This window comes from Enterobacter sp. ECC-219 (genome assembly GCF_043966805.1).
Taxonomy (GTDB): Bacteria; Pseudomonadota; Gammaproteobacteria; order Enterobacterales; family Enterobacteriaceae; genus Enterobacter; species Enterobacter cloacae_N.
In genome coordinates this window covers 4231253-4244535 of sequence record NZ_CP143680.1, presented here as the reverse complement: position 1 = coordinate 4244535, position 13283 = coordinate 4231253, and the positions used below count along the sequence as shown (strand labels likewise).

Below are 13283 nucleotides of genomic sequence, written 5' to 3'. Positions count from 1 at the left end.
GTTTGAATGTATAATAGAAGGGAGCCGGAAGGCTCCCTTTTTTTATGCCTGAACACGGAGTTATGCATGAAGGCTGTTACCCCCGAGAAGGGCACTCCTTCCGGGAACCTTTCTCTTTTCCGTATCGCCTTTGCGGTATTTCTGACCTATATGACCGTTGGCCTGCCGCTGCCGGTGATCCCGCTGTTCGTTCATCAGGAACTCGGCTATGGCAACACCATGGTCGGCATTGCTGTGGGCATTCAGTTTTTAGCCACGGTATTAACCCGCGGCTACGCCGGACGGCTGGCGGATCAGCACGGTGCAAAACGCTCGGCGTTGCAGGGGATGTTCGCCTGCGGGCTGGCGGGCGGCGCGTGGCTGCTGGCCGCTCTCCTGCCGGTCGATGCCGCGTATAAATTTGCGCTGCTGGTGGCGGGGCGCTTAATCCTTGGCTTCGGTGAAAGCCAACTGCTGACCGGCACACTGACCTGGGGCATGGGGCTGGTGGGGCCTGCGCGCTCCGGCAAAGTGATGTCCTGGAACGGGATGGCGATTTATGGCGCACTGGCTGCAGGCGCGCCGCTGGGTTTGCTGATCCACAGCCAGTTTGGTTTTGCGGTACTGGCAGCAACCACCATGGTATTACCGCTGCTGGCGTGGGTTTTTAACGGTTCGGTACGCAAGGTGCCCGCCCATAAAGGCGAACGTCCTTCGCTGTGGAGTGTGGTGGGGCAAATCTGGCAGCCAGGGCTCGGGCTGGCGCTTCAGGGAGTAGGCTTCGCGGTGATTGGTACCTTCGTTTCCCTCTATTTCATGAGCCGCGGCTGGGCAATGGCGGGCTTTACGCTGACTGCCTTTGGCGGCGCGTTTGTCCTGATGCGCGTCCTGTTCGGCTGGATGCCGGATCGCTTTGGCGGAGTGAAGGTGGCGGTGGCGTCGCTGGTGATTGAAACCATTGGGCTGGTGCTGCTCTGGCAGGCGCCGGTCGCCTCCGTTGCGCTGCTTGGTGCCGCGCTCACCGGCTGCGGCTGTTCGCTGATCTTCCCGGCGCTGGGTGTTGAGGTGGTGAAGCGCGTGGCGCCGCAGGTACGCGGTACGGCGCTGGGCGGCTACGCGGCGTTTCAGGATATCTCATACGGGGTAACCGGGCCGCTGGCCGGGCTGTTAGCCACCTCGTTTGGCTACCCGTCCGTCTTCCTGGCCGGCGCGGTTTCTGCGGTGGTGGGGATCGTGGTGACGCTGATGGCGTTTCGCAGAAATTAACTGTTGTCGCCGGGTGGCGGCTGCGCCTTACCCGGCCTACGGTTCGAGCCGTTGTAGGCCCGGTAAGCGTAGCGCCACCGGGCAAATCCTCAGGCAACCAGCCAGAAAATCGCCAGCGCAATCAATAACGCAATAAACATTAATCCCGGACGGGCAGAGAGCGTTCTGAACGTCTCCACAACGGGGGCAAACAGCGGGCTGTAGATCGGCTGAACGTTTCTTACCTCCGGCACGCCGCCTTCCCGCTCGGCGCGGCGAACGAAGATTTGATTGAGCAGATCCTGCACCTGCGCGGTGGTCAGCACCGTTTGCGGCGTGGCCTGCCAGTTCTGCTGGGCGTAATCCCGAATCACCTCGAACTCGTGCGGCTCCAGCGGCTGTTTTAGCGCCGCCTGAACGGTATGCAGGGTAGGGGCACTCTGGGTGCTGAGCGTCTGGCGCGCCTGAAGCCAGGTCACCAGATGGGTAAACTGCCTGGCCGGTATCAGCTCACCCGCCTTCACGCCGGACAGTTCAAGCATGGATTGCCAGATAAGCTTCGTCGACTCGCCGGTAGCGGCAGCCAGTTTGGTTACCATCTGGTTCAGCGTATTGTGCTCGGCAGGCTGCAGCGGGCGCTCGGTTGACGGGCGCACCTGAGGCTGCGGAATAGACAACTGATTGTTCTGCAACAGCGTCAGCACGGTTTTAAGCTGGTCTGGCGTAAGCTGGCTCAGGGCGGTCTGGCCATACTGCTGACGGATAAAGTCACTGACAGCCTGACGATTATTTCCCTGGCCCAGCAGCTCGGTCAGCTGTGTGACAATCTGACGCGTGGTGTGGTTTTGCTGCGCAGTCGTAATACGCTGGTTGAGATTTTGCTCAGCGGCAGGGAAATGACGCGACTGCAGCGGTGCGTCGTTCCTCACGCCTAAATCATGCTTTACCCCGGCCCAGACTTCCGCATTTTGCTGTGAAGTCAGCGCAATCAGGCGCGTGATCAGTCGCTCCAGCACGGTGCGCTGTTGCGTGGATAGCGGCTGTTCACCGGCAACGTTTGGCGTGACAGGGCCTTCACCCGGAGGGCGTGGCGGCGTACCTGAAATGGGCTGCATCGTCAAAAATCCTTAAAGTCAAAACTCAGCGTAAACCAGGTATACGTATATGCCTGGCGGCCAGATTATGGCACACTTGGCAGGTTTTCTTCCTCTCAAACAGGTACTCAGACGTGAAAATCCTCGTTGATGAAAATATGCCTTACGCCCGCGAGCTGTTTAGCCGCCTTGGCGACGTTAAGGCTGTCCCTGGTCGCCCAATCCCGGTCAACGAACTGGATGATGCAGACGCCCTGATGGTGCGCTCGGTGACCAAAGTAAATGAGACGTTGCTCTCCGGCAAAACGGTGAAATTTGTCGGGACCGCAACGGCGGGGACCGATCATGTGGATGACAAGTGGCTTAAGCAGGCGGGGATCGGCTTCTCTGCCGCGCCGGGCTGTAATGCTATTGCCGTTGTGGAATACGTTTTCTCCTCGCTGCTGATGCTGGCCGAGCGCGACGGTTTTGCGCTGAAAGACCGCACCGTGGGGATTGTCGGCGTGGGTAACGTCGGCGGGCGCCTGCAAAAGCGCCTTGAAGCGTTAGGGATCCGCACGCTGCTGTGCGATCCGCCGCGTAAAGACAACGGCGACGACGAGGATTTCCGCGCGCTGGATGAGCTGGTAGAGCAGTGCGATGTGCTGACGTTCCACACGCCGCTGTTTAAAGAGGGGCCGTATAAGTCCCTGCACCTGGCTGATGAGGCGCTGATTCGTCGCCTGAAGGCTGGCACAATTCTGATAAATGCCTGCCGTGGCCCGGTGGTGGATAATGCCGCGCTGCTGAAATGTCTGGATGAAGGGCAAGACCTCAGCGTGGTGCTGGACGTCTGGGAGCCGGAGCCGGATCTCAACGTTGAACTGCTGAATAAGGTTGACGTAGCCACTGCGCATATCGCGGGATATACGCTTGAAGGCAAAGCGCGCGGCACGACGCAGGTGTTTGAAGCCTATAGCGCCTTTATTGGTCATCCGCAGCAGGTAGCGCTGGATACCTTACTCCCCGCGCCTGAATTTGGCCGCATTACGCTGCACGGTCCCCTCGATCAGGCAACGCTGAAAAGGCTGGTGCATTTAGTGTATGATGTGCGCCGCGATGACGCGCTGCTGCGTAAGGTGGCGGGGATCCCGGGTGAATTTGACAAGCTGCGCAAGAACTACGTTGAGCGCCGCGAGTGGTCTTCCCTGTATGTGATGTGCGACGACGCAACGGCTGCGGCGCTGCTCAAGAAACTGGGTTTTAATGCCGTTCATCACCCGGCGCATTAATGTCTTCTTAATGCTCCCTGTCGGATACGCCGACAGGGACGCTTTTTTATTTCTGGAGTAAACCACCATGTCTGAAGGCTGGAACATTGCCATTTTAGGTGCCACGGGTGCCGTGGGTGAAGCCCTGCTCGAAACCCTTGCTGAGCGTCAGTTCCCGGTGGGAGAAATTTATGCTCTGGCGCGTGCCGACAGCGCGGGCGAGCATCTGCGTTTTGGCGGTAAATCCGTCATGGTTCAGGACGCGGCAGAGTTTGACTGGACTCAGGCGCAGCTGGCGTTTTTTGCCGCGGGGGCTGAGGCGACGGCGTCTTACATCGAAGATGCGACCAATTCGGGCTGTCTGGCGATCGACCTGAGCGGTCTCTTCTCCCTGGAGCCGGACGTGCCGCTGGTGGTCCCGGACGTCAACCCCTTTGTGCTGGCTGACTACCGTAACCGCAATATCATCGCGGTCCCGAACAGTCTGACCAGCCAGCTGCTGACCGCGCTGAAGCCGCTGATTGACGACGGCGGCCTGTCGCGTATCACCGTGACCAGCCTGTTGTCCGCCTCGGCAAATGGCAAAAAGGCCGTCGACGCGCTGGCAGGGCAAAGCGCGAAGCTGCTGAACGGCATCCCGATTGACGAAGACGATTTCTTCGGTCGCCAGCTGGCGTTCAACATGCTGCCGCTGCTGCCGGATCGTGAAGGTTCCGTGCGCGAAGAGCGCCGTCTCGTCGACGAAGCGCGCAAGATTCTGCAGGACGAGGGGCTGATGATTTCCGCCAGCGTCGTGCAGTCGCCGGTCTTCTACGGCCACGCGCAGATGGTCGGTTTTGAAGCGCTGCGCCCGCTCGCGGCAGAAGAAGCGCGCGATGCGTTTGGCCGCGGTGAAGACATTGTCCTTTCCGAAGAGAGCGAGTTCCCGACGCAGGTGGGCGACGCTACCGGCAGCGCGCATCTCTCCGTTGGCTGCGTGCGTAACGACTACGGTATGCCGGAGCAGGTTCAGTTCTGGTCCGTTGCGGATAACGTTCGCTTTGGCGGCGCGCTGATGGCGGTCAAGATTGCCGAGAAGCTGGTGCAGGAGTATCTGTACTGATGTCAGACGTGGAACAAAAGCCGGTTCATAAAATTGCCCTCGGTATTGAGTACGACGGCAGTAAATACTATGGCTGGCAGCGTCAGAATGAGGTACGCAGCGTCCAGGAAAAGCTGGAGAAAGCGCTCTCTCAGGTGGCAAACGAGCCGATAAACGTCCTGTGCGCGGGACGTACGGACGCGGGTGTTCACGGCACGGGGCAGGTGGTGCACTTTGAAACCACCGCCGTGCGTAAGGATGCTGCCTGGACGCTGGGTGTAAATGCGAATTTGCCTGGTGACATCGCGGTGCGTTGGGTGAAAGCTGTGCCGGATGATTTTCACGCGCGCTTCAGCGCGACGGCGCGTCGTTATCGCTATGTCATCTACAACCAGCGTCTGCGCCCGGCGGTGTTAAGCCAGGGCGTGACGCATTTTTATGAACCGCTCGATGCAGAACGCATGCATCGCGCGGCGCAATGTCTGATTGGTGAGAATGACTTTACGTCGTTTCGTGCGGTGCAGTGTCAGTCCCGCACGCCGTGGCGTAACGTCATGCACATTAACGTCAGTCGTTTTGGCGCGTATGTGGTGGTGGATATCAAAGCCAATGCCTTTGTACATCATATGGTGCGGAATATTGTAGGCAGCCTGATGGAAGTGGGTGCCGGACACCAGCCGGAGAGCTGGATTGCAGACCTGCTGGCAGCGAAGGATAGAACGCTTGCGGCAGCCACGGCGAAAGCGGAAGGACTGTATCTGGTCTCGGTAGACTATCCGGATCGGTTTGACCTGCCAAAACCGCCAATGGGCCCGCTGTTTTTAGCGGACTAAACAAAGGTGCAATTAAGGCTTAGACAATATGGACGTAATACGTTTTCTGATTGATTTCATTCTGCATATTGATGTTCACCTGGCGGAGCTGGTGGCGCAGTACGGCGTCTGGGTTTACGCCATTCTGTTCCTCATTCTGTTCTGTGAAACCGGGCTGGTCGTTACGCCGTTCCTGCCTGGCGACTCGCTGCTGTTTGTAGCCGGCGCGTTATCGGCGTTGCCCACCAATGATTTGAACGTGCATCTGATGGTGGTATTGATGGTGATCGCCGCGATTGTCGGGGATGCTGTCAACTATACGATTGGCAGAGTGTTCGGTGAGCGCTTGTTCAGCAATCCTGATTCGAAAATTTTCCGCCGCAGCTATTTAGACAAGACCCATGCCTTCTATGAACGTCATGGTGGAAAAACCATTATCCTTGCGCGTTTTGTGCCTATTGTGCGCACATTTGCACCGTTTGTGGCGGGAATGGGGCATATGTCCTATCGTCATTTTGCAATGTATAACGTCGCAGGCGCGCTGCTGTGGGTGCTACTGTTTACCTATGCAGGGTACCTGTTTGGCGATTTGCCGGTGGTTCAGGAAAACCTTAAGTTACTGATTGTAGCGATTATTGTGCTTTCCGTTCTGCCGGGCGTTATCGAAATCATTCGTCACAAACGTGCGGCGGCAAAACAAGCGAAGTAAATGCACACTGGCGGTTCGACCACTTTTTTATCCAAAGTTTCGGGCTGTTATGTTTTAATGTGCAACATTCATGGTCTGTTGGAGGCAAAAATGGCATTATTCGCCTCTTATAGCAAAACTGGCATACGACCAGGTTCAGGCAGAAAGGTTATCAATGAGCTGGATTGAACGAATTAAAAGCAACATTACCCCGACGCGCAAAGCGAGCATTCCTGAAGGGGTATGGACGAAGTGTGATAGCTGCGGCCAGGTTCTGTATCGTGCAGAACTGGAGCGCAATCTTGAGGTGTGTCCGAAGTGCGACCACCATATGCGTATGTCGGCGCGCAACCGCCTGCATAGCCTGCTGGACGAAGGTTCTCTGGTAGAACTGGGCAGTGAACTGGAGCCAAAAGATGTGCTCAAGTTCCGCGATTCCAAAAAATACAAAGATCGTCTGGCCTCTGCACAGAAAGAGACCGGCGAGAAAGACGCGCTGATCGTCATGAAAGGCACCCTGCATGAGATGCCGGTTGTTGCCGCTGCGTTTGAGTTCTCCTTTATGGGCGGCTCTATGGGCTCCGTGGTGGGCGCGCGCTTTGTGCGTGCCGTTGAGCAGGCGCTGGAAGACAACTGTCCGCTGATCTGCTTCTCTGCCTCTGGCGGTGCACGTATGCAGGAAGCGCTGATGTCCTTGATGCAGATGGCGAAAACCTCTGCAGCGCTGGCGAAAATGCAGGAGCGCGGTCTGCCGTACATCTCCGTGCTGACTGACCCAACCATGGGTGGCGTCTCTGCAAGCTTCGCGATGCTGGGCGACCTGAACATCGCTGAGCCAAAAGCACTGATCGGATTTGCCGGTCCTCGCGTCATCGAGCAGACCGTTCGTGAAAAGCTGCCGCCTGGCTTCCAGCGCAGTGAGTTCCTCATTGAGAAAGGCGCTATCGACATGATCGTCCGCCGCCCTGAAATGCGCCTGAAACTGGCCAGCATTCTGGCGAAGCTGATGAATCTGCCAGCGCCGAACCCGGATGAGCCGCGCGAAGGCGTGGTGGTACCGGATCAGGAACCCGAGGCCTGATAACTGAAAAGGGCAGGGCCAGATGGCGCTGCCCTTTTGCTTTATAACCTGTTAATGACAACCGGGCATTATGGAAAATAAAAGCATTCCCCAAGCCACGTCGCCCCTGGCCGCGTGGCTTTCTTATCTGGAAAACCTGCACAGTAAAACCATCGATATGGGGCTTGATCGCGTAAGTCAGGTTGCCGCGCGTCTCGACGTGCTGAAACCAGCGCCTTTCGTGTTTACCGTCGCCGGAACCAACGGTAAAGGCACCACCTGCCGAACGCTGGAAGCTATCCTGATGGCAGCCGGTTACAAGGTTGGCGTTTACAGCTCTCCGCACCTGGTGCGCTATACCGAGCGCGTTCGCGTGCAAAACAGCGAGCTGGCGGAATCTGCCCATACGGCGTCGTTCGCGGCTATCGAAGCTGCGCGCGGGGAAACCTCATTAACCTATTTCGAATACGGTACCCTGTCGGCGCTGTGGCTGTTTAAACAGGCTCAGCTGGACGTGGTAATTCTGGAAGTTGGCCTGGGCGGGCGTCTGGATGCAACCAATATGGTGGATGCCGATGTTGCGGTGGTCACCAGCATCGCGCTGGATCATACCGACTGGCTTGGCCCCGATCGCGAAAGTATCGGCCGTGAGAAGGCCGGTATTTTCCGCACGAATAAGCCTGCTGTGGTCGGCGAGCCGGACATGCCGCACACCATCGATGATGTAGCAAATGAGAAGGGCGCACGGCTCCTGCGCCGCGGCGTTGACTGGCAGTATGAGGTACAGGACAACGGCTGGCGCTTCAGCGATGCGCAGGGCGCGCTGGATAACCTGCCGCTGCCGCAGGTACCACAGCCTAACGCGGCAACCGCGCTGGCGGCACTGCGCGCCAGCGGATTAGCGGTCAGCGAGCAGGCTATCCGCGACGGCATTCAGAGCGCAATTCTGCCGGGGCGTTTCCAGATCGTCAGCGAGTCACCGCGTCTGATCCTGGACGTGGCGCATAACCCGCATGCGGCGGCGTATCTCGCAGGACGTCTCAAATCGTTACCAAAAACCGGGCGCGTGCTGGCGGTTATCGGTATGCTTCATGATAAAGATATCGGCGGGACGCTGGCCTGCATGGAGAGTGTGGTCGATAGCTGGTATTGTGCTCCTCTGGAGGGGCCGCGCGGCGCGACCGCTGAGCAGCTGATGGAACATCTCGGCAAAGGCGCAATCTACAGTAGCGTGGCGCAGGCCTGGCATGCCGCGATGGCGGAGGCTAAACCAGAAGATACCGTGCTGGTGTGTGGCTCTTTCCACACGGTGGCACATGTCATGGAAGTGATGGACGCGGGGAGAACCGGTGGCGAGTAAGTTTCAGAACCGTTTAACAGGAACCATTGTGCTGGTCGCGCTCGGGGTAATTATTCTTCCCGGGCTGCTCGACGGGCAGAAAAAACATTATCAGGACGAGTTTGCAGCCATTCCGCTGGTGCCGAAGCCGGGCGACCGCGATGAGCCGGATATGCTGCCTGCGGCGACGCAGGCGCTGCCTGCTCAGCCGCCTGAAGGGGCGGCGGAAGAAGTCCGCGCGGGCGATGCCGCTGCACCGTCACTCGATCCGTCGCGTCTGGCGGCGAATAACAACATCGAGATCGATCCGGTACCGGTAGAGAAGCCTAAGCCTGTTGAAAAACCGAAGCCGGTAGAGAAACCGCAGCCGAAACCACAGCAACAGCCACAGCGGGATAAAGCGGCAGAGCAGCTGGCTGCCGCGTCTGAAACCCCACCGCCGGCGAAGCAAGACGCGGCCCCGACCGGCAAAGCCTACGTTGTGCAGCTGGGGGCGCTGAAAAACGCCGATAAAGTCAACGAGGTTGTCGGTAAACTGCGCAGCGCGGGATATCGCGTTTACACTTCACCTTCCACGCCGGTGCAGGGTAAAATTACCCGTATTCTCGTGGGGCCGGAAGCGTCGAAAGACAAGCTGAAGGGGTCGCTCGGCGAGCTGAAGCAGATCTCCGGGCTGAGCGGTGTGGTGATGAGCTACAGCGCGAACTGATAAGATCTATCCCTCACCCCGGCCCTCTCCCCAAAGGGGAGAGGGTGAAAGTCGCATTGAGCGCGTTTGTATCATACTGCATCGTACCGTCCCCTCTCCCCTTTGGGGAGAGGGTTAGGGTGAGGGGCGTTGAACATTTTTTCAGCGCCTTTTTTATTTACGCGCGGGAAGGAAATCCCTACGCAAACGTTTTCTTTTTCTGTTAGAATTCGCCCCGAACTGGATGACAGGGCGTTTAATCGTGGGACACATATGGTCTGGATTGATTACGCCATCATTGCGGTGATTGGTTTTTCCTGTCTGGTTAGCCTGATCCGTGGCTTTGTTCGTGAAGCGTTATCGCTGGTGACATGGGGCTGTGCTTTCTTTGTCGCCAGTCATTACTACACTTACCTGTCTGTCTGGTTCACGGGCTTTGAAGATGAACTGGTCCGAAATGGAATCGCCATCGCGGTGCTGTTTATTGCGACGCTGATTGTCGGCGCTATCGTAAATTATGTGATAGGTCAGCTGGTCGAGAAAACCGGTCTGTCAGGAACGGACAGGGTACTCGGGATCTGTTTCGGGGCGTTGCGAGGCGTGCTGATTGTGGCCGCGATCCTGTTCTTCCTGGATACCTTCACCGGGTTCTCCAAAAGTGAAGACTGGCAGAAATCGCAGCTCATTCCGGAGTTCAGCTTCATCATCAGATGGTTCTTTGACTATCTGCAAAGCTCGTCGAGTTTTTTGCCCAGGGCATAAACCCTGAGATGTGGCTTAACGAGGAAAAGACGAATGTGCGGTATTGTCGGTATCGCCGGTTTCATGCCGGTAAACCAGTCGATTTATGACGCGTTAACGGTGCTTCAGCACCGTGGGCAGGATGCTGCGGGTATCATCACCATTGATGCAAACAACTGCTTCCGTTTACGTAAGGCGAATGGCCTGGTAAACGATGTGTTTGAAGCCCGCCATATGCAGCGTCTGCAAGGTAATATGGGGATCGGTCACGTTCGTTATCCTACTGCTGGCAGTTCCAGCGCCTCTGAGGCACAGCCTTTCTACGTCAACTCACCGTATGGCATCACGCTTGCCCATAACGGCAACCTGACCAACGCCCATGAGCTGCGTAAGAAGCTGTTCGAAGAGAAACGTCGCCACATTAACACCACCTCTGATTCAGAAATCCTGCTCAATGTGTTCGCCAGCGAGCTGGATAACTTCCGTCATTACCCGCTGGAAGCAGACAATATCTTCGCTGCCATTGCTGCGACCAACCGCCAGATCCGCGGTGCGTACGCCTGCGTGGCGATGATCATCGGTCACGGTATGGTTGCCTTCCGCGATCCAAACGGCATTCGTCCGCTGGTGCTGGGTAAGCGCGACCTTGGCGATGGCCGTACCGAATATATGGTTGCCTCTGAGAGCGTGGCGCTGGATACCCTGGGCTTCGAATTCCTGCGCGACGTTGCGCCGGGCGAAGCGGTCTATATCACTGAGAAGGGCCAGCTGTTTACCCGCCAGTGTGCTGACAACCCGGTCAGCAACCCGTGCCTGTTTGAATACGTCTACTTCGCCCGTCCGGATTCGTTCATCGACAAAATCTCCGTATACAGTGCGCGCGTGAACATGGGCACGAAGCTCGGCGAGAAGATTGCCCGCGAGTGGGACGATCTCGACATCGACGTGGTTATTCCTATCCCGGAAACCTCCTGCGATATCGCCCTGGAAATTGCCCGTATTCTGGAAAAGCCATACCGTCAGGGCTTCGTGAAGAACCGCTACGTTGGCCGCACCTTTATCATGCCGGGCCAGCATCTGCGCCGTAAGTCCGTGCGCCGTAAGCTGAACGCCAACCGCGCGGAATTCCGCGACAAGAACGTTCTGCTGGTGGATGACTCCATCGTTCGCGGCACCACCTCTGAGCAGATTATCGAGATGGCGCGCGAAGCGGGTGCGAAGAAAGTCTACCTGGCATCTGCCGCGCCGGAAATTCGCTTCCCGAACGTGTACGGCATCGATATGCCAACTGCCAACGAGCTGATTGCTCACGGTCGCGAAGTGGACGAAATTCGCCAGATCATCGGTGCCGACGGCCTGATTTTCCAGGATCTGAACGATCTCATCGACGCGGTGCGCGCCGAGAACCCGGAAATTCAGCAGTTCGAATGCTCCGTGTTTAACGGCGTCTACGTGACGAAAGACGTTGACCAGCAGTACCTTGACTATCTTGATTCGCTGCGCAATGACGATGCGAAAGCCGTTCAGCTGCAAAACGATCTCGAAAGCTTAGAGATGCACAACGAAGGTTGATCTCTTCGCAGGTGAGGGCGCGTGCCCTCACTTGCAACTCCCCGCAAAATCCTGCACAGTCAGCCCAGAAATCAGCAAGGGCGAAATCATGAAACGACTCATTATTGGCATCAGCGGTGCCAGCGGCGCGATTTACGGCGTACGCCTGCTACAGGTTTTGCGTAACGTGGCAGAAGTGGAAACGCATCTGGTGATGAGCCAGGCGGCGCGACAAACCCTCTCCCTTGAAACGGATCTTTCCCTGCGCGATGTCCAGGCACTGGCAGACGTGGTTCACGATGCCCGCGATATCGCCGCCAGCATCTCCTCAGGCTCGTTTAAAACCGCCGGCATGGTTATCCTGCCCTGCTCAATTAAAACGCTCTCCGGGATTGTGAACAGCTATACCGACACCCTGGTGACGCGCGCGGCGGACGTGGTGCTGAAGGAGCGTCGCCCGCTGGTGCTCTGCGTGCGGGAAACGCCGCTGCATCTGGGCCATCTGCGCTTAATGACCCAGGCCGCCGAGCTGGGCGCGGTGATCATGCCGCCGGTACCGGCGTTTTATCACCGACCACAGTCGCTGGACGATGTGATCAATCAGACCATCAATCGCGTGCTGGATCAGTTTGACATCGACCTGCCCGAAGATCTCTTCACCCGCTGGCAGGGAGCCTGATTCTGTGCACAAATGCTGTGCATGAAAAGAGACGTTGCCCTGTTTCAGGGCAATTATGCAACGGCGATCATATCCTCGACATTTAATTCGCTTTTTCCCTTTTTCTCTTTCCGGTTCGTTCGGCAGACCTGCTATCTTTCACCATTAAGGCAATATCGCAACGTTTTATTAACATATTTAACGTCGAAGTTTTGACCAGACGGCAATGTGGCATAAGACCTGCAAGAGAAGCCTGCAACACAACACACAACACAATACATAATAAAATCACGGTACTTGAGGGTAAATGTATGAAGAAGACGGTTCTGGCTCTGTCTTTGCTGGTGGGGTTAAGTGCAGCAGCAGGTAGCTACGCAGCGCTTCCACAGACGGTTCGTATCGGTACAGACGCAACCTACGCGCCATTCTCTTCCAAGGATGCGAAGGGCGATTTCGTGGGGTTTGACATCGATCTGGGAAATGAAATGTGCAAACGTATGGAAGTGAAATGCACATGGGTGGGCAGCGACTTCGACGCGTTAATCCCGTCGCTGAAGGCAAAGAAAATCGACGCCATTATCTCGTCTCTCTCCATCACCGAAAAGCGTCAGCAGGAGATCGCGTTCTCTGACAAGCTCTACGCTGCGGATTCGCGTCTGATTGCCGCGAAAGGTTCCCCGATTCAACCGACCATCGACTCGCTGAAAGGCAAGCACGTTGGCGTACTCCAGGGCTCGACCCAGGAAGGTTACGCCAATGCCAACTGGCGCGAGAAGGGCGTCGACGTGGTGGCTTACCAGAACCAGGATCTGATCTACTCTGACCTGGCGGCGGGCCGTCTGGATGCCGCGTTCCAGGATGAAGTCGCCGCGAGCGAAGGGTTCCTGAAGCAGCCGGCAGGTAAAGACTACGCCTTTGCGGGCCCGTCTGTGAAAGACAAAAAATATTTTGGTGACGGCACCGGCATCGGCCTGCGCAAGGACGATAAAGAGCTGAAAGCCGCCTTTGACAAAGCGTTTGCCGAGCTGCGCAAAGACGGTACCTACGACAAACTGGCGAAGAAATACTTCGACTTCAACGTCTACGGTGACTAACGC

General features: G+C 57.1%; 13 protein-coding genes. 12 read left to right on the top strand and 1 reads right to left on the bottom strand.

Features of this window, described 5'->3' with window-relative positions; genetic code table 11:
• Positions 1-66: 66 nt before the first annotated feature.
• Positions 67-1245: an MFS transporter gene (locus V1603_RS20220; RefSeq protein ID WP_116338514.1), complete on the top strand. Its 1179-nt coding sequence runs from the start codon at positions 67-69 to the stop codon at positions 1243-1245.
• 89 nt (positions 1246-1334) lie between these two features.
• Here the strand turns inward: V1603_RS20220 and flk are convergent, their stop codons facing one another.
• A complete protein-coding gene (gene flk, locus V1603_RS20215; protein WP_116338516.1) occupies positions 1335-2339 on the bottom strand; it encodes a flagella biosynthesis regulator Flk in 1005 nt (334 codons plus the stop codon).
• A 113-nt stretch (positions 2340-2452) separates the two neighbouring features.
• Here flk and pdxB point away from each other — a divergent pair, with 113 nt between their 5' ends.
• The 11 genes from pdxB (at position 2453) to argT (ending at position 13280) form a co-directional block, all read left to right on the top strand.
• Positions 2453-3589, top strand: coding sequence for a 4-phosphoerythronate dehydrogenase PdxB (gene pdxB, locus V1603_RS20210; protein WP_166711884.1), 1137 nt, complete (start codon positions 2453-2455; stop codon positions 3587-3589).
• A gap of 67 nt (positions 3590-3656) precedes the next feature.
• Positions 3657-4670: an aspartate-semialdehyde dehydrogenase gene (locus tag V1603_RS20205; RefSeq protein WP_163330280.1), complete on the top strand. Its 1014-nt coding sequence runs from the start codon at positions 3657-3659 to the stop codon at positions 4668-4670.
• Positions 4670-5482, top strand: a complete 813-nt coding sequence (gene truA, locus V1603_RS20200; RefSeq protein ID WP_008502600.1) for a tRNA pseudouridine(38-40) synthase TruA — start codon at positions 4670-4672, stop codon at positions 5480-5482. The genes V1603_RS20205 and truA overlap by 1 nt, the downstream gene beginning before the upstream one ends.
• Before the next feature lie 28 nt (positions 5483-5510).
• The gene (locus V1603_RS20195) at positions 5511-6170 is read left to right on the top strand and encodes a DedA family protein (protein WP_116338522.1); all 660 of its coding nucleotides are present in this window, start codon (positions 5511-5513) and stop codon (positions 6168-6170) included.
• A gap of 154 nt (positions 6171-6324) precedes the next feature.
• Positions 6325-7230 carry an acetyl-CoA carboxylase, carboxyltransferase subunit beta gene (accD, locus tag V1603_RS20190; RefSeq protein ID WP_003861408.1) on the top strand — a complete coding sequence of 302 codons (906 nt, stop codon included), beginning with the start codon at positions 6325-6327 and terminating at the stop codon, positions 7228-7230.
• 70 nt (positions 7231-7300) lie between these two features.
• The gene (gene folC, locus V1603_RS20185; protein ID WP_395313167.1) at positions 7301-8569 is read left to right on the top strand and encodes a bifunctional tetrahydrofolate synthase/dihydrofolate synthase; all 1269 of its coding nucleotides are present in this window, start codon (positions 7301-7303) and stop codon (positions 8567-8569) included.
• Positions 8559-9257 (top strand): cell division protein DedD, encoded by a 699-nt coding sequence (dedD, locus tag V1603_RS20180; protein ID WP_163330278.1) that lies wholly within the window; start codon positions 8559-8561, stop codon positions 9255-9257. The genes folC and dedD overlap by 11 nt, the downstream gene beginning before the upstream one ends.
• Positions 9258-9509: 252 nt before the next feature.
• Entirely contained in the window at positions 9510-9998 is a 489-nt protein-coding gene (cvpA, locus tag V1603_RS20175) for a colicin V production protein (RefSeq protein ID WP_000262116.1), read from the top strand.
• 33 nt (positions 9999-10031) lie between these two features.
• Positions 10032-11549, top strand: coding sequence for an amidophosphoribosyltransferase (gene purF / locus V1603_RS20170; RefSeq protein ID WP_116338528.1), 1518 nt, complete (start codon positions 10032-10034; stop codon positions 11547-11549).
• 88 nt (positions 11550-11637) lie between these two features.
• Positions 11638-12207 carry a UbiX family flavin prenyltransferase gene (locus V1603_RS20165; protein WP_116338529.1) on the top strand — a complete coding sequence of 190 codons (570 nt, stop codon included), beginning with the start codon at positions 11638-11640 and terminating at the stop codon, positions 12205-12207.
• 290 nt (positions 12208-12497) lie between these two features.
• Entirely contained in the window at positions 12498-13280 is a 783-nt protein-coding gene (gene argT, locus V1603_RS20160; RefSeq protein ID WP_061097524.1) for a lysine/arginine/ornithine ABC transporter substrate-binding protein ArgT, read from the top strand.
• Positions 13281-13283: the final 3 nt, after the last annotated feature.